Origin of the sequence: Pseudotabrizicola alkalilacus, from assembly GCF_003443995.1 — a bacterium.
Classification (GTDB): Bacteria; Pseudomonadota; Alphaproteobacteria; order Rhodobacterales; family Rhodobacteraceae; genus Pseudotabrizicola; species Pseudotabrizicola alkalilacus.
Genome location: NZ_QWEY01000009.1, coordinates 162,197 through 186,372, shown reverse-complemented (window position 1 = coordinate 186,372; position 24,176 = coordinate 162,197). Strand labels below are relative to the sequence as shown.

The following is a 24,176-nucleotide window of genomic DNA, read 5'->3' as shown; positions in this document are numbered from 1 at the left end:
TTTACCCTAGCGACGCGCCTGCGCGACGGCATGGGCCCAGCGCAGACGCGCGGCCTCGCGGGATGCAACGCACAAGTCTGGCGCAAAGACAGTCACATGTTCTTCTCGCGCAAACCGTTCAACACCCAGCGTCGCAAATGCCATCGCGGCAACGCCCAGCGCGCCCACCTCTTCAACCTCGGCCCGCAGCACCGGGCGGCCCAGCAGATCGGCTTGAATCTGCATCAGAAACGCATTGCCCGACGCCCCGCCATCGGCCCGCAGATCGCTCAGCGGGTGGCCCACATCAGCCTCCATCGCGGCAAAGACATCGGCAACCTGATGCGCAATCGCCTCAAACGTGGCGCGGGCCAGATGCGCGGGCGTGGTGCCATGGGTCATGCCGGTGACAAGCCCGGTTGCCCGGTCATCCCAATGCGGCGCGCCAAGACCGGCCAGCGCGGGTACAAAAGCCACGCCGCCCGCATCGGGCACGCTTTGCGCCAGATCCGACAGCGCCTTTGCACCCCCAACCCCCAGCAAGCCCGCCATGAACGCCGCAGCCTGTGCTGAGACGGTGATATTTCCCTCCAGCGCATAGGCAGTGCCAGCGCGGTCGCGCCAGGCAATCGTGCCCGACAGCCCATGGGCTGAGGCCGCCCGCGCAGGCATCAGCGTCATCAGCGAGGATCCGGTGCCAAAGGTGGCCTTGACCGCACCCGGCGCCCGCACGCCATGGCCATACAGCGCCGCATGGCTGTCGCCCATCATCGCGCGGACCGGAATCCCTGCGGGCAGCGCAGTCGTGTCCGCCGTCACCCCGAACGCTGCATCCGATGCCAGCACCGTTGGCAAGACGCCCATCGGCACCCCGAACAGCGCGCACAGCTCTGTGCTCCACTCCAGCCGCTTGGTGTCAAACAGCTGCGTGCGCGAGGCGTTTGAGGCGTCGGTCGCAAAACTGGCTCCGCCGGTCAGGTTCCAGAGCAGCCAGGCATCCACCGTCCCCGCGCGCAGATGGCCCGCCTGCGCCAGATCGGCCACGCCCGGCACCTGCGCCATCGCCCAGCCGAGTTTTGAGGCCGGAAACAACGGGTTGATGCCCAACCCGGTCAGTTCCACCACACGCGCGTCATGACCCTGCGCCAGCAGATCCGCGCAGGCCGCAGCCGTGCGGCGGCATTGCCACAGGATCGCGGGCGCAACCGGTTGACCGGTGCGCGCATCCCACAACACCAGCGTTTCGCGCTGGTTGGCGATGGCAATGGCCGCGATGCGCCCCGCCCCTTGCGGGGCAAGTGCGGCGATGACCGTCTTGACCGAATCCCAGATCGCGCTGGCCGATTGCTCGGCCCAACCAGGGTGCGGGTAATCGGTGGTCAGGGGCACAGAGGCCCGCGCGTGGATCACGCCCGCCGCATCCACCAGCACCGCCTTGGTGTTGGTTGTGCCCTGATCAATGGCAAGGACGAGCGCGCTCACCGCTTTGCCCGCTCCAGAGCGGCGAGGGCGCGGGCGGCGATATTGTCCGCCGTCAGCCCGTATTCCGCAAACAGCCAGTCCGCCGATCCGGTGACCACAAAGCCGGGAAAGCCCACCCGCTCCAGCGGCACAGGACGGTTGGCGGTGATCAGTTCCGCCACCGCCCCGCCCAGACCCCCGCGCACCGAGGCTTCCTCGACCGTGACAATCGCCCGGGTCTCCTCTGCCGCCGCCAGCACGGCCACGTCATCCAGCGGATTGATGGTCGCCATGTTCAGCACCCGCGCCGACACGCCCTGCGCCGCCAGCACCTGTGCCGCCGCCAGCGCAATATGGCTGGTTGTGCCCGCGCCGATCAGCGTCACATCGCTGCCCTGCTGCAACAGCTCGGCCTTGCCGGGCCGGAACACGCGGTCCTCGACCACCAGATCCGGCACCGGCATCCGGGACAGGCGCAGATAGACCGGGCCATCATGGCCTGCCGCCCATTTCACCGCCTCGGCGGTTTCCCAAGGGTCGGCGGGCGCTATTACGATCAGATTGGTCATGGGCCGCAGCCAGGCAAAATCCTCGATCGAATGATGCGTGGCCCCCAGCTCGCCATAGGCCACGCCCGAGGACTGCCCGATCAGTTTGACGTTGAAATTGGCATAGGCAATGTCGGCCTTGACCTGCTCCAGCGCGCGCCCTGTCAGAAAGCACGACGCGGCGGAGACAAACGGCACCTTGCCGCCATTGGCCAGCCCCGCGCTGACCCCGACCATCACCTGTTCGGCAATCCCCACGTTGATCAGCCGGTCGGGAAATTCTTTGGCAAACGCATCCAGCTTGGACGAGCCGACGGAATCGTTCACCACCGCAACGATGCGGTCATCGGCACGCGCCAGTTCGGCCAATGCCTTGGCCCAGGCAGTGCGGCAATCCGACAGGCCAGCGGCGGTTTGGGTGGGCGCAGCCATCAGACCAGTTCCTCCATCGCTTGCGCGAATTGTGCGGCATCGGGCACGCCATGGTGCCAGCTTGCCTTGTTTTCCATGAAAGACACACCCTTGCCCTTGACCGTGTTGGCGATCACGCACAGTGGTTTGCCCCGCCCCTTGGCCGAGGCAGACAGCAGCCGGTGCAGGGCCGCCACGTCATGGCCATCCACCATTTCCACATGCCAGCCGAACGCGCGGTATTTGTCATCCAGCGGGTCCAGCCCGATCGTCTCTTCCGTGCCCGCCCCCTGTTGCAGCCGGTTGCGGTCGATGATGAGCGTCAGGTTTTCCAGCTTGCGGTGCCCGGCATTCAGCGCCGCCTCCCAGTTGGAGCCTTCCTGCTGTTCGCCATCGCCGGTCAGCACAAAGGTTCGGAAATCCTGCCCCGACATCTGCCCGGCAATCGCAATCCCCAATGCCACCGGAAACCCATGCCCCAGCGGCCCGGTATTCGTCTCGACCCCCGGCAGATAATTGCGGTTCGGGTGGCCGTTGAGCATGGAGCGCGGCTGCATATAGGTGGGCAGCCAATCTTCGGGGAAATATCCGGCGGCACACAGCGCGGTGTAAAGCGCGCCGGTCGCATGGCCCTTTGACATGATGAACCGGTCCCGCTCCGCCCAGTCGGGCCGGGTCGCATCATACTGCATGACCCCGAAATACAGCGTGGCCATGATGTCGATGGCGGAAAAGTCGCCGCCCGGATGGCCAAGCCGTGCCTCATACACCATCTGAAACGCGCGGCGGCGCATCCACAGCGCCTTTTCGTGGATCAGGTCGGTCGGGTCATTTGCGTGCATCATGTGAGTCACTCGGTCAGAAACGGTTCGGATGGAAAAGCTGCGGCTCGGGTTCGGCCCCGTGATGGTAGATCGGCCAGCCCAGATAGCGGGTGACCGCCTCGTTCACCACGTCGGCGTGATTGCCGCGCACCATGGCGACGTGATGCTCGAAGCCATTCTGGCTGACAAAGCGCATCAGCCTGCGCAGGTCCGGCACCCGGGTGACGGCGATGCCGCCATCCATCGGAAAGGGATGGTCGGTGAATTCCCCCTCACCCAGATAGCATTTCATCTTTCCCATCCGGTCATCGGTGGACAGGCGGAAATAGGTCATCGGGCCGGGTTTGACCTTGCCCTTGACCGCGCCAAAGCATTTGGACTTGCCAATGGTCGCGCCCAGCACATCCAGCTCGCTGATTTCCGGCGTGTCGCCGATGAACGACTTGGGGTAGTTGCCGCAATGGGTGCAGACGCACAGATCGGGTTCGTGGCCGTAGTTGTTGTTCCAGTCCAGCAGCGCCGGCGGCGCGCCAGAGGCAAGGGCCAGCGCATACATCGACACTGCGCCGATCACATCGACCTCACAAGCCGAAGGCAGCAGCTCTTCGCCCATCATCGACATGGTGACACAGGTGGCGCAGCCGAAATTGTCCTGCAAGGACCGCCAGCATTGAATGGCGCTGGCATCGCATTCGTTTTCCTCGATCCAGCGGTTGACGGCGAGCGTCCATTTGGCCTGCCGGATGATCTGCTCGGGTTGGATATGGGCGGGGATCGTGCCATAGGCCTTGATCCGCTCCATCTTTTCGATCATCGCCGGGTCGGTGTCGGCAATCGCGCCTGCCGCCTGCATCATCTCGGACAGATCAACGGTCACCACCGTCAGCCCAGAGGCCTGCAGCAGCTTTTCCGAATAGCGCATGGTCTGGAACGCGCCGGTCCGCGCCCCGATGGACCCGATCCGGGCGTTTGTCAGCCCGCGAACAGTGCGGCAGACGCGGGCGAACCGGTCCAGATCGCGGCCAAACTCTTCGCCCCAGGTGTCGCAGGTGTGGTTCGTGGTTTCGGTAAAGGGGATGCCGTACTGCCAGAAGTTGTTCGACACCGACAGCTTGCCGCAAAACGCATCGCGGCGCTCGGCAACCGAGACCTTGTCCACCGCGTCATTCGACGCCTGCAACAGGATCGGCACATTCAGCTTGGCCCGGTTCACCAGCTCGGCCACGGCAATCTCATCACCAAAGTTCGGCAGGCAGATCACCAGCCCGTCAATGCTGTCGCGGTGCGTCTTGAAGTGCTCTGCATACAGCTGGGCATCGGCAATCGACTGCACGGCCCCGTTTGCCGTCGCCTCGAACGGCAGGATAACCGCGTTGACGCCAAGGCGCTCCAGCTGGGTCAGAACCTCTTCGCGCGCGGCCTTGCACGGTGCGGGGCTGAAAAACGCCCGGCTACCGATGACCACGCCAAGGCTGACCTTGCGGCGGATGGTAAGTGTCATGTCGCTCCTCCGAAAAGCGGCGCACCCCTCATGCCACCGCGCGAAAGTTTCGATTACTTTCGATTGATGTGTTTTTAATCCGAGTCGCAATCCTGATGCAAGCGAAAGCTGCGCAGGGATATCCAAGCAGCGCACCCGCCAAAGAATCTTAACGCCCTGTATTTATTGCCGCAGATGCAGCATATCTGGCTGCATCTGCAGAATGCGACCACTTTCGATCTGGAAGTGACCCGAATTAAATACGCATCAAACGAAAACACTTGACGGGAAACGTAAACGAGTCGCAGAAATACGGCAGAGGAGTCGCCCCCAGTTCCGGGGGCATAAGGGAGGAAAACCAATGAACCTGAAACGCCGCCTTCTGGTGTCGACTGTTGCGCTTGCCTTTGCCGGGGCACTGCCATCCTTTGCCGCCGCCGAAGGCACCATCGCGATCATCACCCCCAGCCATGACAACCCGTTCTTCAAGGCCGAAGCCGACGGCGCTGCCGCCAAGGCGGTCGAGCTGGGGTATGAGGCCATGATCCTTGTGCATGACGACGATGCCAACAAGCAAAGCCAGCTGTTCGACAGCGCCATCGCGGCGGGCGTCAAGGCGATCATCCTTGACAACGCCGGCGCCGATGCCTCGGTTGCTGCCGTGCAAAAGGCCAAGGATGCGGGCATTCCGTCGTTCCTGATCGACCGCGAAATCACCTCGACCGGCGTGGCCGTCAGCCAGATCGTGTCGAACAACTATCAGGGCGCGCAACTGGGTGCCGAAGAATTCGTCCGCCTGATGGGCGAGGGTGGTGAATACGCCGAACTGTTGGGCCGGGAATCCGACACCAACGCCGGGATCCGCAGCCAAGGTTACCACGATGTGATCGACCAATACCCTGACATGAAGATGGTCGCGCAGCAAACCGCCAACTGGTCACAGACCGAGGCCTATACGGTCATGGAATCGATGCTGCAGGCCAATCCAGGCATCAAGGGCGTGATCTCGGGCAACGACACCATGGCAATGGGCGCATGGGCCGCGCTGGAAGCTGCGGGGCGCACGGACGTGATCGTGGTCGGCTTTGACGGCTCGAATGACGTGCGTGACAGCATCGCCAAGGGCGGCATCAAGGCCACCGTGCTGCAACCCGCCTTTGCTCAGGCGCAGATGGCGGTGATGCAGGCCGATCAGTTCCTCAAGACCGGGGCGACAGGTCTGGAGGAAAAGCAGCTGATGGACTGCGTGCTGATCACCGCGGACAATGCCGCGAAACTGGAAACCTTTGCTCTGGCCGAATGAGCACAGAGACCGGCGCGCGCCCTTTTGCGCGCGCCGGAGCTTTCACAGTGACGGGATCTCATGAAACAGCTTGCCCTTACCGCAGCCTGCGTGGCGGCGGTCCTTTCTCTTTCCGCCTGCAAGATCGTCAAGACCGGCGGTGATACTGACAAGGCCCCAGCGGCCGATGCCAGCGGCGACGATGCCCGCATCGCCGCGCTGATGACCGAGACATGGGAGCCAAAGCTGATCCCCGCGATCACCGAACGCGCCCTGACCCCCGCCGCCTTGCGCACCGCCCTCGCGGGCGGGCTGGAAGCGGCAGGCACAGCCCATGGCAAGGCCGGATCAGGCGTTGGTGCCGCATGGAACTTTGCCATCGCGGGCGAAGGCACGGTGACCGCCGCCAAGCTCGACACCCGCGCGCGGGTGCTGGATGTCGATACCGATGGCGATGGCACCGCAGACCTGACCCTGCAGCTGGGCCCGGTGGTCAAAGGCAGCGCTTTGCGCGATTTCTCTCCGTTCTACGACTTCTCCGGCTTCCGCGATCAGATCGAGTTTGCCAAGCTGGGCCGCGCGCTGAACGACGCCGCCTCTGCGCGCCTGACCGTGCCCGAAGGTGACCCCACCGGCAAAACGGTCAGCTTTACCGGCGTTCTCGCCCTGAAATCCCCGACCGAAACCTGGCTGGTCACGCCGATCTCGGTCGAGGTGATGCCATGACCGGGCACCACCCCATCGGCCTGACCATTCGCGGCGGGGTGAAGGTTTACCCCGGCACCCGCGCGCTCAAAGGCGTGGATTTCGATCTGCGTATGGGCGCGGTCAATGTGCTGGTCGGCGAAAACGGCGCGGGCAAATCCACGCTGATGAAGGTGATTGCAGGCGTCGAGGATCTGACCGAGGGCGAGGTGTTCCTGAACGGTCAGCCGGTCAACTTCCGCTCAAAGGCCGAGGCGGTGGCGGCGGGCATCGGCATCGTGTTTCAGGAGCTGAACCTGTTTCCCAACCTCACGGTGGCCGAAAACATCTTCATCGGTCGCGAACCAACCCGCGCAGGCATCGACATTGACCGTGACCAGCAGCGCCGCGAAACCACAGCGCTGATGCAGCGGCTGGAACAGCCGATCGACCCCGACACTCCGCTGGGCCATCTGCGCATCGGCCAGCAGCAGATTGTCGAGATTGCCAAGGCCTTGGCGCAGGATGCGAAAATCCTGATTCTGGACGAGCCGACCTCGGCGCTGTCAGCCGCCGAATGCGAAGTGCTGTTCCGCATCATTGATGACCTCAAGGCGCAGGGCGTCGGCATTGTCTATATCAGCCACCGGCTCGAAGAGCTGATCCGCGTCGGCGATTACATCACCGTGCTGCGCGATGGCGAGATCACCGGCGCGCGGGCGATGGCGGGGGTGGATATTCCGTGGATCGTACAGGCGATGATCGGCGGCAGTTCCAAGGAATTCGGCCGCACCGAAGCCGCCGCTTTCGGCGACGAGATTTTCCGTGCCGAAGACATCACCCTGCCCCGCAAGGGTGGCGGCTATGCGGTGGATCACCTGTCGCTGTCGATCCGCGCCGGGGAAATCGTCGGCCTTTACGGGCTGATGGGCGCGGGACGCACCGAATTTGTCGAATGCATCATGGCACAGCACCCGCATTCCGGCGGTCGGTTCTTTGTCGAGGGCAGGGCCCTGACCGAAACGGATGTGACCGGCCGGATCAGACGCGGCATCGCGCTGATCCCCGAAGACCGCAAGCGCGACGGGCTGGTGCAGATCATGGCGATCCGTGAAAACATCACCCTGTCGGCGCTGCAGCGCTTTGCCCGGGTCTTCCATCTGGATCTGAAAGCCGAGGCGGAAACCGCCCAGCGTTTTATCAAGGATCTGACGATCAAGATCGCCAGCCCCGAAAACCCGGTCTCCAGCCTGTCGGGCGGCAATCAGCAAAAGGTGGTGATCGGCAAGGCGCTGATGACCAACCCCAAGATCCTCCTGATGGATGAGCCGTCACGCGGAATAGACATCGGGGCCAAGGCCGAGGTGTTCCGCCTGATGCGCAAACTGGCGGCGCAGGGTCTGGGCATTCTGTTCGTCACCTCGGATCTGGATGAGGTTCTGGCCTTGTCCGACCGCATCATCGTCATGGCGAATGGCCGCATCACCGGCGAATTCGCCGCTGGCACCGATGCCGCGCGCGTGATTGCCGCGACCTCGCCCAACACCGCCCAAACCCCTGACACGACCGCCCGGAACAAGACCAAGGAGTCCGCCGCATGACCGCCGCACCCGTTTCCGCCTCCGCGATCAGCCCCGGCACCTCTGCCCTGTTGTTCCTGCTGCGCGCCCGTACCTTTGTCGCGCTGATCCTTGTGTTCACCTATTTCGCGGTGATGGCTCCGAATTTCCTCAGCCTTGCCAACGCCGTCATCATCTCGAAACACGTCGCGCTGAATGCGTTTCTGGCCATCGGCATGACCTTTGTGATCATCACCGGCGGCATTGACCTGTCTGTCGGCTCCATCGTCGGCTTATGCGGCATGGTGGCGGGGTGGCTGGTAATCAACGGCATTGATCTGGGCGTTTTGGGGATCGGCTATTCGATCCAGTTCAACTCTCTGGAGGTCGCGGTGCTGACCGTGATCGTCGGCATGTTCGTCGGGCTGATCAACGGGCTGCTGATCACACGGCTGAACGTGGCGCCCTTCATCGCAACGCTTGGCACGCTCTATGTCGCGCGCGGGGCTGCGCTGTTGTCATCGGGCGGGCGGACCTTCCCGAACCTGCAGGGCAATGCCGACTACGGCTCCGACAGCTTTCCCTTCATCGGATCGGGCACAGTCTTTGGCCTCCCCTTCATGGTCTGGATGCTGATCGTGGTGGCGCTGGTCGCGGCCTACCTCGCCAACCGCACCCCGCTGGGCCGCCACATCTACGCCGTGGGCGGCAATGAGCGTGGGGCCGCGCTCTCGGGGGTAAAGGTCAATCAGGTCAAGATCTTTGTCTACGTCTTCTCCGGCTTTTGTGCCGCATTGGTCGGCGTCATCATCGCCAGCCAGTTGCAGGCCGCGCACCCCGCCACCGGCGAGACCTTCGAGCTGAACGCCATCGCCGCTGCCGTGCTGGGCGGCACCTCGATGGCGGGCGGGCGCGGGCGGATCGGCGGCACCATCGTCGGGGCGTTTGTCATCGGCATCCTGTCCGACGGGCTGATCATGATGGGCGTGTCTTCGTTCTGGCAAACGGTGATCAAGGGCCTTGTCATCATCGCTGCGGTGGTGATTGATCAGGCACAAAGCAAGCTACAGGCCCGCGTCGCGTTGCAACAAGAGGCGGCGGCCAGTCGCGCCGCGTGACGCCCCTTTGCCAGAACACGCCAATGACGTAGAACCCGGACAGACCCTGCCCCTGTCATTCATGCCAAACGGAGCCTGACCTCTTGCAGCAAAAGCCCATCATCGCACGCGACGACACGATGGTCGGGCTGCTGTCTGAGCCGCGCCGCCGCCGCATTCTGGAGTGGATTCAGGAAGAAGGCGCAGCCCGCGTCCGCGATCTGGCCGCCGCGTTTCAGGTGTCCGAGGCGACGATCCGGCAGGATCTGGAAAAGCTGGACCAGGAGGGCCATGTCACCCGCGAGCACGGCGGCGCTTTTCTCAACTCCATGCCGGTGCAAGTTCAAAGCCTTGTGCTGCACCATCAGGAAAACATGGACAAAAAGCGCCGGATCGGTGCTTTGGCGGCTTCTCTGGTCAAGGATGGCGAAACCCTGATCCTTGATGCCGGCACCACCACGACCGAAGTGGCGCTGCGGCTGGTCAACCGCAAGAACCTGACGGTCATCACCAATGCGCTCAACATCGCCATCACTCTTGGTGCCGTGCCGGGGTTTCAGGTGCACATGCCCGGCGGTCAGTTCAAGGCACCGACATTATCGCTGTCGGGTGACAAGTCGGTGGATTACTTCCGCAACATCTTTGCCGGAAAACTGTTTCTTGCCACTGCGGGCGTCGGGTTGGATTCGGGGCTGACCTATCCCAGCTTTGCCGACCTGCAACTGAAAGAGGCCATGATCCGCGCGGCCTCGCATGTGTTTCTGGTGGCGGATTCGACCAAGATCAACAAAAGCTCGTTCACCCGCCTCGGCGCGCTGGAGGTGATCCACTCTTTCATCACCGATGACGGCATCTCGGATGCCGATGCCAAGGAATTCGAGGCCCGCGGCATCGCCTTGCTGATCGCAAGCTGACCGCCCGGCCCGCCCCCGCCGTGTTCTGACCCTGCCCGCAGGTTCTTTGGCGTGACCTTTCGTCATGGACGCACAGGCGCGGGGCGGCCGAACTTCAGACCTGTGTTGTGCAGAATTGTCATCTGCGCGTCACACCATGCGCCTAGGGGAGTGGTAACCCCGAAAAGGACAAGACCCCGTTGCGCGGCGAGTGGAATTCAGAACAGGCGATATCAGCGCAAAACCTGACGCTGAGCTATAGCGGCATACAGATCTTGCGTGGCATTGACGTGGCCCTGCCTGCCGGACAAACGCTGGCACTGCTTGGGCCGTCAGGCTGTGGCAAAACCACACTGTTGCGGCTGGTTGCGGGACTTTTGGCCCCGACCACCGGCGACATCTCGATCAATGGCCAGATGGTTGCCGGTCCGGGTGTTTTCGTGCCGCCGGAAAAGCGACAGCTTGGCATGGTGTTTCAGGATTACGCCCTGTGGCCGCATCTGACGGTGGCGGGCAATGTGGCCTTTCCGCTGGAAATGGCGGGCATCGGACGGGCAGAGCGTGAGGCCCGCGTGACCGCCGCACTGGACCGGGTCGGTCTGGGTGCCATGGCCGCGCGCAGCCCTGCAGCCTTGTCGGGCGGGCAGCAGCAGCGCGTCGCCATCGCCCGCGCCATCGTGGGCGAGCCGCGCATCGTGCTGTTTGACGAGCCGTTGTCGAACCTGGACCGCGAATTGCGCGAAACCATGGTGGCGGAACTGGGTGCGCTGATCCGGGGCCTTGGGTTGACCGCGATCTATGTGACGCATGACCAGTCCGAAGCGCTGACGCTGGCCGATCAGGTCGCGGTGATGGAGGCCGGGCAGATTGCCCAGCTGGCCACGCCCGAACATCTGGTCGAGCAGCCTGCCAGCCCCAAAGTGGCCGAATTCCTGCGGCTGGGTGCTATCCTGCGGCTCGTGCGGGACGCACAGGGCTGGTCCTGTGCGGGACGCGCCCTTGGCCCTCTTGGCGGGCCAGAAGTGGCCTTGGCCGATGTTCTGGTCACGCCCCGCGCACTGCGGGTGACAGAGATCGGGCAGGCGGCGCTGACGGGCGAGGTGCTGGCGGCGCAGTTCCGTGACACCGGCTATACCGTGACCGTCCGGCTGGACGGCGCGGCTGAACCCGGGCGCGCGATCCGGACCGTTCAGATTTCAAGCGATACCCGCATGCGCACCGGGGAGCGTATCGGGCTTCAGATTCTCCCCGAGCGTCTGCGCTGGTTTCCGGCGCGCGCCGATGTCCCCATGTAATCAGGATAGACCCATGTTTAAAACTGCCCTTCACGCGACCGTGGCCGCAACCGCCTTGTTTGCAACCGGCACGGCATATGCCGATGTCACCGTCTATACAGCAGGCCCGGAAAAGCTGATCGCCGATCTGGCCGCGGGCTTTACCGCCGAAACCGGCATAAAGGTTGAATTCTTTCAGGCCACCACCGGGAAGGTCATGGCCCGGATCGAGGCGGAAGCTGCCAATCCGGTCGTCGACGTGCTGATTTCGGCTTCGTGGGACACCGCGACCGATTTTGCGGAACGCGGCTGGCTGGTGCCCTATACCAGCCCGAATGCGGCCATGGTGCCCGATTTCCTGAAAACCGACACCGCCGTCGCGCAAGGCGTGGCCGCGCTGGCCATCGCGTGGAACCCGAACTCCGGCACACCGCGCCCGGCGGAATGGGCCGATCTGGCCAAGCCGGAATACAAGGATCTGGTGAACCTGCCCGATCCGGCCCAGTCAGGCTCGGCGTTTGAACTGGTCGCAGCGCTTTCGGCTGATGGTGACATGTCGATGTTTGAAAGCCTTGCTGCCAATGGTGCCATTGTTGCCGGTGCCAATGCCGATGCCCTGAACCCCGTGCTGCAAGGGGCCAAGGCCGCCGTGTTTGGTGCGGTCGATTACATTTCGCTCAACGGCAAGGCCAAGGGCGAGTCGATCGAGGTGATCTTTCCGTCAAGTGGCACCGTCATTGCGCCACGCCCGGTGATGATCATGGAGTGGTCGGACAATCAGGACGAGGCCAAGGCCTTTGTTGACTACATGCTGTCGGATGCCGGGCAGGCCATCGTGGCGAAGCAGAACCTGATGCCCGCGCGCACCGATGTTGCCGCCGACCGCCCTCTGATCGGCGACCTCAAGATCCTGCCGATTGACGCCGCCACCGTTTACGGCAAACGCGCCGAAACGCTGGAGTCCTTTGCCAAGACCTTTGGCAAGTAAGAAGACAGCTATGGCACGGTCAGTCGAGACGGTCAGCCCGTCTGTCATCATTGCGGCGGTGGGGCTGGGTCTGGTCGTGGCCGTGCCATTTCTGTTCATCGTCCTGCAGGCGATTTTTCCCGAACTGGGGCGCGGCTCGCTCACCGCGCCCTTTTCGGCGTTTGCGGGTGCGCTTGGCGATGCAAAGCTGATCGGCATGACCGGCAACACCCTGTTGCTCGGGGTTCTGGTGGTTGTGCTGTCTGCCCTGATCGCGATCCCTCTGGCGGTGGCGCGGGCCTTGTTCAGGGTGCCGGGTGCGATAGTCTGGGATGTGCTGTTCCTGATCCCCTTCATGATACCGCCCTATATTGCCGTGCTGGGCTGGATCATGACGCTGCAACCGCGCGGTTATCTGGAGCAGCTGGCCGGGTTCAATCTGACAGGGTTTCTGTTCTCGGTCCCCGGCATCGTCTTCATCATGACGCTGAACAGCTTTCCGGTGGTCTATTTCGCCGTGTCGCGCACGCTGGAAACCGTAGGCTCGCGTTATGCCGACGTGGCACGGGTGTTCGGGGCCAGCCCGATGCGGGCGTTCTGGCGGGTGACGCTGCCGCTGTCCACCCCCGGTCTGGCCGCCAGCCTGCTGCTGGTGTTTGCCATGGCTATCGAGGAGTATGGCACCCCCGCAGCGCTTGGCTCGCGCGCCGGGTTCGATGTGCTGGTCACGGCCATTGACCTGCGCGTGTCGGACTGGCCGATTGATCTGCCGGGGGCTGCGATTCTGTCGCTGGTGCTGGTGGCGCTGTCCTTCGGGGCCTTCATGCTGCAGCGCTGGGTTCTGAGCCGCCGGTCTTATGAGGCGACCACCGGCAAACCGCAAGGCACGGCCAAACGGGATCTGGGGCCATGGAAATGGCCGGTGCTGCTGACGTTTGGACTGGTGGCATTCGTGGCGACCGGCCTGCCGCTTCTGGCGATTCTGGCCGGGGCGCTGTCAAGAACCATTTCTGGCGGGCTGGTCTGGTCCAACCTCGGGCCGGATAATTTTGCCGCCATTCTGGGCGATACCACCGGCGCCTTGCGGGCTCTGGGCACCAGCCTGTCGCTGGGCGTGGCGGCGGCACTGGTTACCGGGCTGCTGGGTGCGCTGTCAGCCTATGCGGTGGTCAAATCACGCGCGCGCGGGCGCGGCGTGCTCGATGTGCTGACAATCCTGCCCAATGCGCTGCCGGGCATCGTGGTGGCGGTGGGGCTGATCCTGGCGTGGAACCAGCCCTGGCTGCCGGTCACCCCCTATAACACCGCGCTGATCCTGCTGCTGGCCTATTGCTGCATCCTGCTGCCGCAGCCGGTGCGCTATGCCACCGCCGCCTTTCACCAGATCGGCGACAATCTGGAGGCGGCAGCGCGGGTGTTCGGGGCCTCGCCCCTGACAGCCTTTCGCCGCATTCTGCTGCCACTGATCGCGCCCAGCCTGCTGGCCGCGATGCTGCTGGTCTTTGCCGTTGCCACGCGCGAGCTGGTGGCCTCGGTGGTGGTGGCCCCGGTTGGCGTATCGACCATCTCCACCTATATCTGGCGACAGTTTGAACAAGGTTCGGTCGGGCTGGGTATGGCAATGGCGTTTTTGACAATCCTGATCACAACAGCGCTGCCGCTGATCGTCCTCAGCCTGATGGGGCGGCGGGGGAGCCTGCTGTGACGCTGATCGCCCAGATCACCGATCCTCATCTTCGCGACGACGGGGCCGATCCCTGCCACGACCCGGCACAGGCGATGCGGCAGGCCTTTGCCCAGATCGCGGCGATGGACCGGCGGCCCGATGCCATCGTGCTGACCGGCGATATCATCGACCGCAGCGCCGCTGACTATACCGCCGCCGCAGACCTGTTGCGCGCCGCCCCGGTGCCGCTGTTGCCTTTGTCCGGCAATCATGACCGCCCCGAGGACTTTCGCGAGGCCTTTGCCGACTGGGCTGACTTTGCGCCTGACCACCTCAGCTTCACCCGCCGGATCGGCGATGCCATCCTGATCGCGCTGGACAGCAATCTGCCGGATGGAAGCGGTGGTGTTGATGCCCTGCGGCTGGGGTGGCTGCAAGATGCGCTTGCAGATGCGACGGGTCCGGTGATCCTTGCACTGCACCACCCCCCCTTTCCGACCGGTGCACCGCATCTGGACAAACCTGGCTTTGCCGGCGCCGCCCCGCTGGCCGCACTGGTGCAGGGCAGCCCAATCTGCAGGATCATCGCAGGTCACAGCCACCGCGCCATGCAAACGCAATGGGCTGGTGTCACTGCCAGCACCTGCACCGCCATCGGCCATGGGCTCAGCCTGTCGCTGACCGGCGCCTACAAGCACAAACCCAGCTGCTTGCCCCCGGCCTATGAAGTCCATCTTTTGCAGGCCGGATCCGTGATAAGCTACCAGATCAATCTGGAATCAGATCAGGCGCAGAGCTGTTCCGCACCGTCATCCACCGGACCATAAAGCGGATCTGCACATCAGAAAAAAGCCACCCCCAAGGGCAACCAATGCGATTCTCGCAAACAGGCAAACTTACGCGGAAAGGCAGATAAATCTTCGCCCCCGGCACCTGACAGACATGACACTGAAACCATCTCTGCCAGAAAAGGCGACACGCGGCCATGAAATCAAAGCGATCGTGTTGCCTTGCAGAAAAAATATAAGAAGTGGTGAGCCGGACAGGATTCGAACCTGTGACCCGCTGATTAAAAGTCAGCTGCTCTACCAACTGAGCTACCGGCCCACAACTTGGGCGCTGATTAAGGTCAGCGACGGATGGGGTCAAGGGCAAAAGATGCAGCCTCTGGCAAATATCCCTGATCGGGCGTATATCGCGCCGCATGGACCATATGACCCCGCCAAACGGCCTGCCCTTTCTGAAAATGCACGGCGCAGGCAATGACTTCGTGGTGATCGACTCGCGCGGGCGCGGGGCGGTGACGACTCCTGCGCTGGCGCGGGCTTTGGGCGACCGCAATCGCGGTGTCGGCTTTGACCAGCTGGCCGAGATCCGCGATGGTGCGGCGGGGACAGATTTTACCCTCGATTTCTGGAACAGCGACGGCAGCCGTGCCGGGGCTTGCGGCAATGCCACGCGCTGTGTGTCGGATCTGGTGATGCGCGGGCTGGGGCAGGATGCGATCACCCTGACCACCGCACGCGGCACCCTGTCGGCCCGTCGCCTGCCCGATGGCCGGGTGTCGGTCAACATGGGCGCGCCGCAACTCGACTGGCAGTCGGTGCCATTGTCCCATGCTGTGGACCCCTTGCATCTGCCGCTGCCCGGCGACCCGGTCGCGGTCGGCATGGGCAACCCGCATTGCGTCCTGTTTGTCGCCGATGCCGAAGCGGTGGATGTGGCGGGGCTTGGCCAGCGTTTTGAGCATGACCCGCTGTTCCCCCAGCACACCAATGTTGAATTTGCCTCCCTCATCGGCCCCGACCACCTGCGTATGCGGGTGTGGGAACGTGGCACCGGGATCACGCTCGCCTGTGGCTCGGGGGCCTGCGCCACCGCCGTAGCGGCCCATCTGCGCGGGTTGACCGGGCGTCAGGTGACGCTCGACCTTGATGGCGGGGTGCTGCAGGTGGACTGGCGCGACGATGGCGTCTGGCTGACCGGGCCGGTCGCACATGTGTTTGACGGCTGGCTCACGCCCGATTTTCTGGCCGCCCACCCATGACCGCGCCCGTGTTCGCCACTCTTGGCTGCCGCCTGAACGCTTACGAATCCGAAGCAATGAAGGAACTGGCCGAAGCTGCGGGCCTGCAAGGGGCCGTGATCGTCAACACCTGCGCCGTCACCGCCGAAGCCGTGCGCAAGGCCAAACAAGAGATTCGCCGCCTGTCGCGCGAGAACCCCGGTGCGCCGGTGATCGTGACCGGCTGCGCGGCGCAGACCGAGCCGGAAACCTTTGCCGCCATGGCCGAAGTGACCCGCGTGATCGGGAACCACGAAAAGATGCAGGCAGAGACCTGGACCGGCCTCGCCCACCCTTCCCTCACCAGTCCCGATTTCATCGGCCAGACCGAAAAGGTGCAGGTCGATGACGTCATGTCGGTGCGCGAAACGGCGGGTCACCTGATCGACGGGTTCGGGCGCCACCGCGCCTATGTTCAGGTGCAGAACGGGTGTGACCACCGCTGCACCTTCTGCATCATCCCTTACGGTCGCGGCAATTCGCGCTCGGTGCCCGCCGGGGTGGTGATCGACCAGATCAAGCGGCTGGTGGACAAGGGCTTTAACGAGGTGGTGCTGACCGGCGTTGACCTCACCTCCTGGGGCGCTGACCTGCCCGCCACGCCGCGTCTGGGCGATCTGGTGATGCGCATCCTGCGGCTGGTGCCCGACCTGTCCCGCCTGCGGATTTCATCAATCGACTCGATCGAGGCGGATGACAATCTGATGCTGGCCATTGCGACGGAACCGCGCCTGATGCCGCATCTGCACCTGTCCTTGCAGGCGGGCGATGACATGATCCTGAAACGGATGAAGCGCCGTCACCTGCGCGACGATGCCATCCGGTTCTGCGAAGAGGCCCGCCGGTTGCGGCCCGACATGGTGTTCGGCGCCGATATCATCGCAGGCTTTCCGACCGAAACCGAAGCAATGTTCGACAACAGCCTGAAGCTGGTGGATGACTGCGGCCTGACCTTCCTGCACGTGTTCCCCTTCAGCCCGCGCAAGGGCACGCCCGCCGCCCGGATGCCCCAGCTGAAAGGCCCCGACATCAAGGCCCGCGCTGCACAGTTGCGTGCCAAAGGCGAGGCGGCGCTGACCCGCCACCTGCAGGCGCAACTGGGCCAGACCCACCGCATCCTGATGGAAGGCCCACGCATGGGCCGGACCGAACAGTTTACCGAGGTGGATGTCAGCACCGATCAGCCCGAGGGCCAGATCATCACCGCGCGCATCGACGGGTTTGGCACCACGCGCCTGATGGCGCACACCGGGCTGGCCTGAGAGCCTCCGGCGGGAGTATTTTGTAAGCAGCAACCGGCGGCGGCCTGCGCTTGGCGGGTTATGTCCCGCCTCAACCCGGCACTGGGCCATTCCTGCGCCATTGGCCTGCCCATATGTGATCAGGACCGGCAGGCTGACCCGGTTCAGCCCACCATCCGGCGCGGCTTGCGCCCGCGCTGCCACCCGGCAATCGCAAACAGCACCACAAGCCCACAGGCGATCAGCACCGTATCCAGCACAAATGACGGCCCCGCCATCGCCTTTGCCACCTGTGCGCCATAGGCCAGCACCGTACTGACAGCAAAGACCGGCAGCGCATGTTGCCCCAACAGGATCAGCGGCGCCACCTTTGGGCTTTCGGCAATCTGCGTCAGGGCTGGCAGCGCGCTCAGGACATAGGCCAGCGCCAGAATGTGCAGCAAGCGCGGCAGATGGGCAAAGCTCTTGTCAAACGAGGTGAACACCGACGGCGCACCCGCGTATTCATACAACAGCCAAAGCCCATGCCCCCCGGTGGCCGCCACAACCGGCACCTGCACCCAGACCGCCGCGAGCACCAGAAAGCCGACGGCCAGCCAGAATGCCCATGGCCTGAACGGCAGCCATCGCCGCCCTTGCCGCATCGCAAGCCCGGTCAGCAATCCGGCCACGAAAATCACCTGCCATGCCAGCGGATTGAAAAACCAGCCGTAATCCAGCGGCCAGGTCGGCATTCTGATCCGCAGCAGCCCAACCGCGAACCAGACCAGCACAGATGCCACCATCACCCCGCGCGGCCAGCGCACCGCCGCAGCCAACAGCGCCGGAGCCGCCAGCAGAAGCACGATATACAGCGGCAGAATATCGGCATAGGCAAACTGATGGCCAAGCACGATTAGTCCGGGCACAAACAGCGCCGGATTTTCCAGCGCCGGGGCGATGTTGCGTTTTTCCGCCATCACCGCCACCGCCGGATGCTGCACCGTCAGCGCAAACAGCGCCACAATGCACAGCACCACCAGCACATGCACCCACCAAAGCGTCAGCACCCGCCGCCAGGGCCGGAGCGCCTCCGTCCATGACGGGCGCGGGCTGCGTAGAAAGATCGGCCCATAGGCCAGCCCGGTGGCAATCCCCGACATCAGCACAAACCCCTCTGCCGCATCGGAGAACCCGAAATTGCGCGAGGTCACATGCTCCCAGGCGGTGCCCGGAATATGGTTGATGAAAATCATGATCAGCGCGATGCCGCGCAACAGATCAACCCGGTAATCCCGTCTGTGCGCGGCCTCAGGCGACATCGGCTTGCGCGCCATCGCCGCTCCACTCGGCCAGCACCGCATCGTGCCGCGTCACAATTGCGGGCCTGCGCCTGTCTTCCGGTACCGGAAAGCGCCCCGGCGCCGCCGGGCGCGATGTCCACCAGATCAGCACCGGTGCCAGCAGCATCGGCAGCGCCACCGGCAGCAGCCACAGCGTCAGCTCGGGCGCAAACATATGCGCGACGCCTAGGCCCACGATACCCCAGCCGCTGATCCAGCGCCCTGCCGCCCAGGCGTCAGCAAAATCCAGACCGCCGTCGCCCCGGTTGTTAGGCGGCCAGCCCCCGTCGCTGCCCAGCAGCACCTGCACGACCGACCGGCTCTGAAACGCCAGCAAGACCGGCGCGATCAGCGACGACAGCAGCAGTTCCGACAGCATGGCGCGCAGGCTTGCCCCGGCCCCGCCAAAAGCCGCCGCCCGCCCGGTCGCCACCGAATCCAGAACCACCAGCAGCTTTGGCATCACCAGCAGCCCGAAAATCCCCAGCGCCAGCCCGATCGCTTTGGCGGTCTGGTCATAGGGAAACACCGGGAACGGCCAGTTTTCCAACGGAAAGTAATCCGGCCCGATCGCCGTGGCTGACGCCATCACCGACGCGGCAATAAAGCCCAGCCAGATCAGCGGCGCGATATAGGCAAAGATGCCCTGAAAAAACACAAACCGGCTCCAGGCTTTCAGCCCCGGAGCCGCAATCACCTTGGCATGCTGCAGATTGCCCTGACACCAGCGCCGGTCGCGCTTGGCATGGTCGATGATGTTCTCTGGCCCTTCCTCAAAGCTGCCATCCAGATCATCATCCAGCCGAACCACCCAGCCCGCACGCGACAGCAGCGCCGCCTCGACATAGTCATGGCTGAGGATATGACCACCAAACGGCGGATTGCCCGGCAGTTCCGGCAGGCCACAGCTTTCGGCCCAGGCGCGGATGCGCACAATCGCGTTGTGGCCCCAGAACGGCCCGGTCCGCCCCTGCATCGCCGCCAGACCATGCGCAAACACCGGCGAGTGGAACGAGGCGGCAAACTGCATCGCCCGGCCAAACACCGACCGCGCCCCGATCACACGCGGCAAGGTCTGCAACAGGCCCAGCTTCGGGTCTGCCTCCATGCGGCGGATCATGGTCAGAACCGTCTCGCCTTCCATCAGACTGTCGGCATCCAGGATCACCGCGTAATCCCAGGCCCGGCCTGAGGCCGCGATGAATTCCTCGATATTGCCCGCTTTGCGCCCGGTGTTCTTCACCCGGCGGCGGTAGAAGATCCGCCCCGCTCCGTTCTGCCGTGTCAGCAAACGCGCGCACCACACCCGCTCGGCGGCGGCAATCGCCTCATCGCGAGTGTCTGACAGAATGGCGAAATCGACCTGCGCGCTGATGCCGGTCGCGCGCAGCGAGTCGTCCATCGCCGCAATGCGGGCAAAGGTGACGCTGGGCTCTTCGTTATAGACCGGCACAATCACCACCGTCCGGCCCCGGATCTCGCCCTGCACTTCCGCCCGCACCGGGCGTTGACGGGCGATCAGCCCCAGCATCGCGGTCGCAGCACCCCAGGCCAGCCACCAGGTCGAAAACCCGATCAGCCCGGCCCGGACCATATCGACCACCGTGATCCCGTCCGCCGCGCCATAGATGTGAAACACCATCCCCGCCGCAGCCGCGGCCAGCACGCTGAACGTGATGGCAAAGGCCCGCGCGCCTGTCGTGCGGGTCTTCTGCTGGGGGGGAAGGGCGGCCGCCAGCGCGGTCATACCTTAGCCCGCGCGCCCCAGATCACGCCGCAGCAGCGACAGCAGCGCGCCAAAGCCGCGCCACATCGGGCGCGCCTCGCGTGTCAGCACCTGTTTCGGCATCGCCAGCGGCGCCAGCGGTGGTTCAGCCCCGCGCCCATCGGTCACGGTCAGCGGATCTGCAATCGCAGGGTCTTTAACCAACGTGTCTGCAATCGTCATGGTCTTTGCAATCATCATGCGCTCAGCCATTGATAAAGCCAGTTTTCTGTCAACTTGCGACCATAACCCGCAACATGGGCGACCAGTTCCACAGTCTTTCCCCCCACGGGGCGCACATCCATCACCAGACGCCACACGCCGTTGGCGTCGACCTTTGACAGGGTCTGCACGACAATCTCGCCGCCGATGATGGTCACAACGCCCTTGACCTCGGCATCCGCCGGCAGGCGTGACAGCAAGCCACCAGCAAAGTCGACCACGAATTTCCGGGTGCCATCCGTGTTTTCCACCCCTGACACGCCGCCAACCCCTGCGCGGGTTTCCTTGACATAGGCCACATCCGCCGCCGGATCGACCGGCAGCGCGCCCCAGAGCAGGCGATAGGAATACTCCAGCATCTCGCCCGGCACCGGCTTTGCCTCGGGCACCCAGAAGGCGACGATATTATCGTTCACCTCCAGCGGTGTGGGAATCTCGACCAGACGCACCGCGCCCTTGCCCCATTCGCCCATCGGCTCCACCAGCAAGGACGGGCGACGTTCGTAATGCGAGACCGCATCCTGATAATTCTCGAAATCCCGGTCGCGCTGCATCAGACCAAAGGCCAGCGGGCTTTCTTCGGCAAACCACGATTCCGACAACCGGCTGGGGTTGTTCAGCGGCCGCCAGTTGCGATCCCCGTCGCGGCGATGCACGGCAAGCCCGTCACTGTCATGCACGCTGGGGCGGAAATCATCAAACTGCGTCCGGCTTTTCTCGGAAAAAAGATACATCGAGGTCAGGGGCGCGATTCCGATCTGATCTACCTCTGTCCGGAAGAACAGCCGCGCGGTGACATCCATTTCCGTATTCGTGCCCGGACGGATCACAAAGCGATAGGCCCCGGTGCAGCTTTCGCTTTCCAGCGCGGCATAGACCACCACCTCACGCGCAAATGGCGCGGGCGTTTCCAGCCAGAACTTTGAAAAGCGCGGGAACTCCTCGGGCTTGCCCAGTCCGGTGTTGATTGCCAGCCCACGGGCCGACAGCCCATAGCCGGTATCACGCCCCACCGCGCGGAAATAGCTGGCCCCCAGAAAGGCCACCACTTCGTCAAACAGATCCGCCCGGTTCAACGGCGCGTTCAGCCGGAACCCGGCCACCCCCGGCAACGGCTCGTGCGGTGGCACCCGGTCGCGGATGCGGTCGTAATAGCGGAAATCATCAGTGGTAAACACCATGGGCCGGGCGACGCCGCCCGCAACCTCGAACATCGTCACCGGTTCGGCAAACAGCCAACCCAGATGGAACGCATGAACATGGAACCCGGCCTCGGTGCCCGACCAGCGGGCCTGCCTGGGGTTGAACTGCACCGCCTGATAATCATCATAGCTGAAGTCGCTGAAAAACCCCTCCGCGCGGGCCGGAGCCACATGCGGCGCGGCGGCAAGTTCGCGCATGGCACCGCTCAGACGGTCGAAATCAAACGGCTCACCGGGGGCCACGGCGTCGGTGGCAGTCTGGGCATTGGCGATGCCGGAAAGGCTCGTGCTGCATTGCAGCAATGCCACAGTGCCAAGCAGCCCCAGAAACGAGCGTCGTTGCAATAGAATAGGCAGTCCCGGAGTATCCGGCATTTTGGCTCCCGCACGTCGATTCGGTGAAAACTCAATAAAGTTCTCAGGTTATCAGGGGTCACGCCAGAGCGACTGCCATGCGCAAATCGCAAACCTGCTATGCTGCAAGTGCAAAGCACAGTCTGCATAACCCCTGTCCACATCAGTGGCGGAGATGGGGTATCAGACCGGGCAGCGTCAATGCCAGTTTCACGTTTCGGTACGTTCTTCGCGATTTCATGGCTGGATTCCGCCGAAATCTGACCGGCATCCGGTCAGAGTCCGGCCAGGCCGGCCGGGCATGACGGCCAGGGTAGCCTGCACCCCGACTCCCTTGCCGGATTTTACGCGCTAAGGGGGAGTGGCGGGCGGAATTCGTCGGGCATCTCGTCCAGTGGCCAAATCGGGCGGCGCACCTTTTCGTTATGGCGCTTGGAGTAATCCGGCGTCGCCAGCCCGCCACAATCACAGACGATCACCTTGGCCGCAATCGGCTCGAACGCGGCGCGGAAATGCTGCTGCGATTTCAGGCCCAGCACCGTGCAGGCCTCGGGGGCGATGCCAAAGGCCTTGAACTGTTGCAGATCATAGGCCTGCCCGCGTTCGGTCACGATCAGAATGTCGATCCCGTTGACCCACAGCACCGCCGTCGGCCCAAAACGAAAGGTAATGCCGCCGATCACCGGCCCGTCGCCCACCAGAACGCCGTCTGCCGACAGATGGCGGATCTCTCCCGTCACCATGATCGGCCCACCGCCATAATGGGGGTCAACCTTGCCGCCGATGGCCAGCGTCACCGACTCGCCCACGCGGTGCCCCTGCAGCTCTGCCGCCGCAGCGGGGTCGATCAGCGGGCCAAAGGCGGCATCCCGCAACCCCAGCCCCAGCAGCCCCGCCAGCAGATTGGTCGCATCGCCATAAGCGCCAGAGCCCGGATTATCGGAAAAGTCGGCAATCACCAGCGGGCCGGGACGGTCAGCGCGGAAATCGCGCACCGCCTGACAGGCCTCATCGACCGTCAGGAAGGTGTTGGCGCAGGAATGCCGCGCCTCCCAGATCGCCGTCCCCAGATCCAGCGCAATCGCCTCTGCCCGCGCTTCGGCCCCGTCAAGGCTGGCGTCATAGCTGACCAGAACCGACGGGCCACAATGATAAATGTCAGCATCGGAAAACCCGGCATTGACCGACACCGCCATGATCCCCGGCTCTGTCTCAAACCGCCGGGCGCGGTCATAGAATTCCATCGTCGGCAGCACGTCCGACCGGCCCGAGTTTGCCTCGTCCAGCATCGGCACCGCCAGCCGCAGGGTGCGGCCCTGCGCCCGGCCCTCCATCATCGTTTTCAGCGCCTGTGCGGCATGCACGGCAGTTTCCACCGGGTCGACATGCGGATAGGTCTTGAACGACACGATCACATTGGCCCCCGCCGCCATTTCCGGCGTGGTATTGGTATGCAGGTCCAGCGTCACCGCAATCGGCACATCAGGCCCCAGAATCGCGCGCAACCGGGTCAGCAGTTCGCCCTCCGGGTCCTCAAACCCTTCGGCGACCATCGCGCCATGCAGCGCCAGCAGCACGCCGTCCAGCTTGCCTGCCGCCTGTGCGGCATCGGTGATCATCCCCGCCAGATGCGCGAACGCCTCTGCCGTGACAATCGGACCGGGCGTCGCGGTGGCGGACAGCGCATGTGTCACCTGCCAGCCCTCGGCCTCGGCCACATCCATGAAGCCCTTGATCTCGGCCACCGCATGCCGCCGCTTTGACAGCGCCTCCTCCCCCGAGGCCAGCACCTCGACCCGGTATTGCTCCAGCCCGGTCCGGCCTTTCTGAAAGGTGTTGCACTCTTGAATCAGTTCAGCGGTCAGTACGTGAAATGTCAT

General features: G+C 64.0%; 20 protein-coding genes and 1 tRNA gene. 11 read left to right on the top strand and 10 right to left on the bottom strand.

Annotated features, from left to right (window positions below):
* Positions 1 to 6: 6 nt before the first annotated feature.
* The 4 genes from D1012_RS16105 to D1012_RS16090 are packed head-to-tail and all read right to left on the bottom strand — an operon-like array spanning position 7 to position 4,724.
* Positions 7 to 1,461 carry an FGGY family carbohydrate kinase gene (locus D1012_RS16105; RefSeq protein ID WP_118154545.1) on the bottom strand — a complete coding sequence of 485 codons (1,455 nt, stop codon included), beginning with the start codon at positions 1,459 to 1,461 and terminating at the stop codon, positions 7 to 9.
* Positions 1,458 to 2,420: a transketolase family protein gene (locus D1012_RS16100; RefSeq protein WP_118154542.1), complete on the bottom strand. Its 963-nt coding sequence runs from the start codon at positions 2,418 to 2,420 to the stop codon at positions 1,458 to 1,460. The genes D1012_RS16105 and D1012_RS16100 overlap by 4 nt, the downstream gene beginning before the upstream one ends.
* Positions 2,420 to 3,244 (bottom strand): transketolase, encoded by an 825-nt coding sequence (locus tag D1012_RS16095; RefSeq protein WP_233517152.1) that lies wholly within the window; start codon positions 3,242 to 3,244, stop codon positions 2,420 to 2,422. Before D1012_RS16095 ends, D1012_RS16100 begins: the two co-directional genes overlap by 1 nt.
* 13 nt (positions 3,245 to 3,257) lie before the next feature.
* A complete protein-coding gene (locus D1012_RS16090) occupies positions 3,258 to 4,724 on the bottom strand; it encodes an L-fucose/L-arabinose isomerase family protein (protein ID WP_118154539.1) in 1,467 nt (488 codons plus the stop codon).
* 340 nt (positions 4,725 to 5,064) lie between these two features.
* Here D1012_RS16090 and D1012_RS16085 point away from each other — a divergent pair, with 340 nt between their 5' ends.
* The 9 genes from D1012_RS16085 to D1012_RS16045 all read left to right on the top strand — a co-directional run bounded on the left by D1012_RS16085 (position 5,065) and on the right by D1012_RS16045 (position 14,952).
* On the top strand, positions 5,065 to 6,006 hold the full coding sequence (locus D1012_RS16085; protein WP_118154536.1) for a D-ribose ABC transporter substrate-binding protein: 942 nt from the start codon (positions 5,065 to 5,067) through the stop codon (positions 6,004 to 6,006).
* Positions 6,007 to 6,066: 60 nt separating this feature from the next.
* Complete coding sequence (locus D1012_RS16080) at positions 6,067 to 6,711, top strand: DUF2291 family protein (RefSeq protein ID WP_118154533.1); 645 nt, start codon at positions 6,067 to 6,069, stop codon at positions 6,709 to 6,711.
* The gene (locus D1012_RS16075) at positions 6,708 to 8,270 is read left to right on the top strand and encodes a sugar ABC transporter ATP-binding protein (protein ID WP_118154530.1); all 1,563 of its coding nucleotides are present in this window, start codon (positions 6,708 to 6,710) and stop codon (positions 8,268 to 8,270) included. Before D1012_RS16080 ends, D1012_RS16075 begins: the two co-directional genes overlap by 4 nt.
* Complete coding sequence (locus D1012_RS16070; protein ID WP_118154527.1) at positions 8,267 to 9,346, top strand: ABC transporter permease; 1,080 nt, start codon at positions 8,267 to 8,269, stop codon at positions 9,344 to 9,346. Before D1012_RS16075 ends, D1012_RS16070 begins: the two co-directional genes overlap by 4 nt.
* 83 nt (positions 9,347 to 9,429) lie before the next feature.
* On the top strand, positions 9,430 to 10,239 hold the full coding sequence (locus D1012_RS16065) for a DeoR/GlpR family DNA-binding transcription regulator (RefSeq protein ID WP_199489530.1): 810 nt from the start codon (positions 9,430 to 9,432) through the stop codon (positions 10,237 to 10,239).
* A 179-nt stretch (positions 10,240 to 10,418) separates the two neighbouring features.
* The gene (locus D1012_RS16060; RefSeq protein ID WP_118154524.1) at positions 10,419 to 11,513 is read left to right on the top strand and encodes an ABC transporter ATP-binding protein; all 1,095 of its coding nucleotides are present in this window, start codon (positions 10,419 to 10,421) and stop codon (positions 11,511 to 11,513) included.
* A 13-nt stretch (positions 11,514 to 11,526) separates the two neighbouring features.
* The gene (locus tag D1012_RS16055; protein ID WP_118154521.1) at positions 11,527 to 12,480 is read left to right on the top strand and encodes an ABC transporter substrate-binding protein; all 954 of its coding nucleotides are present in this window, start codon (positions 11,527 to 11,529) and stop codon (positions 12,478 to 12,480) included.
* Positions 12,481 to 12,490: 10 nt separating this feature from the next.
* Positions 12,491 to 14,164 carry an ABC transporter permease gene (locus D1012_RS16050; RefSeq protein WP_118154518.1) on the top strand — a complete coding sequence of 558 codons (1,674 nt, stop codon included), beginning with the start codon at positions 12,491 to 12,493 and terminating at the stop codon, positions 14,162 to 14,164.
* Positions 14,161 to 14,952, top strand: coding sequence for a metallophosphoesterase family protein (locus tag D1012_RS16045; RefSeq protein WP_118154515.1), 792 nt, complete (start codon positions 14,161 to 14,163; stop codon positions 14,950 to 14,952). Before D1012_RS16050 ends, D1012_RS16045 begins: the two co-directional genes overlap by 4 nt.
* Before the next feature lie 204 nt (positions 14,953 to 15,156).
* On the opposite strand, the gene D1012_RS16040 is transcribed toward D1012_RS16045, so the two are convergent.
* Positions 15,157 to 15,232: transfer RNA gene (locus D1012_RS16040), tRNA-Lys, on the bottom strand.
* Between the two features lie 97 nt (positions 15,233 to 15,329).
* Between D1012_RS16040 and dapF the strand changes: the two genes are divergently transcribed.
* Together dapF and mtaB are read left to right on the top strand one after the other, a co-directional pair.
* Positions 15,330 to 16,172 (top strand): diaminopimelate epimerase, encoded by an 843-nt coding sequence (dapF, locus tag D1012_RS16035; RefSeq protein WP_118154512.1) that lies wholly within the window; start codon positions 15,330 to 15,332, stop codon positions 16,170 to 16,172.
* Positions 16,169 to 17,452 carry a tRNA (N(6)-L-threonylcarbamoyladenosine(37)-C(2))-methylthiotransferase MtaB gene (gene mtaB / locus D1012_RS16030; protein ID WP_118154509.1) on the top strand — a complete coding sequence of 428 codons (1,284 nt, stop codon included), beginning with the start codon at positions 16,169 to 16,171 and terminating at the stop codon, positions 17,450 to 17,452. The genes dapF and mtaB overlap by 4 nt, the downstream gene beginning before the upstream one ends.
* A gap of 143 nt (positions 17,453 to 17,595) precedes the next feature.
* Here mtaB and D1012_RS16025 read toward each other — a convergent pair whose 3' ends face one another.
* From D1012_RS16025 to D1012_RS16005, 5 genes are all read right to left on the bottom strand, one after another.
* The gene (locus D1012_RS16025) at positions 17,596 to 18,747 is read right to left on the bottom strand and encodes an OpgC family protein (protein WP_158569375.1); all 1,152 of its coding nucleotides are present in this window, start codon (positions 18,745 to 18,747) and stop codon (positions 17,596 to 17,598) included.
* On the bottom strand, positions 18,722 to 20,500 hold the full coding sequence (gene mdoH, locus D1012_RS16020) for a glucans biosynthesis glucosyltransferase MdoH (protein ID WP_118154503.1): 1,779 nt from the start codon (positions 20,498 to 20,500) through the stop codon (positions 18,722 to 18,724). Before mdoH ends, D1012_RS16025 begins: the two co-directional genes overlap by 26 nt.
* A gap of 3 nt (positions 20,501 to 20,503) precedes the next feature.
* Positions 20,504 to 20,719, bottom strand: coding sequence for a hypothetical protein (locus D1012_RS16015; RefSeq protein WP_158569374.1), 216 nt, complete (start codon positions 20,717 to 20,719; stop codon positions 20,504 to 20,506).
* Entirely contained in the window at positions 20,716 to 22,317 is a 1,602-nt protein-coding gene (locus D1012_RS16010) for an OpgD/OpgG family glucan biosynthesis protein (protein ID WP_118154497.1), read from the bottom strand. Before D1012_RS16010 ends, D1012_RS16015 begins: the two co-directional genes overlap by 4 nt.
* A gap of 323 nt (positions 22,318 to 22,640) precedes the next feature.
* Positions 22,641 to 24,176, bottom strand: coding sequence for a M81 family metallopeptidase (locus D1012_RS16005; RefSeq protein ID WP_118154494.1), 1,536 nt, complete (start codon positions 24,174 to 24,176; stop codon positions 22,641 to 22,643).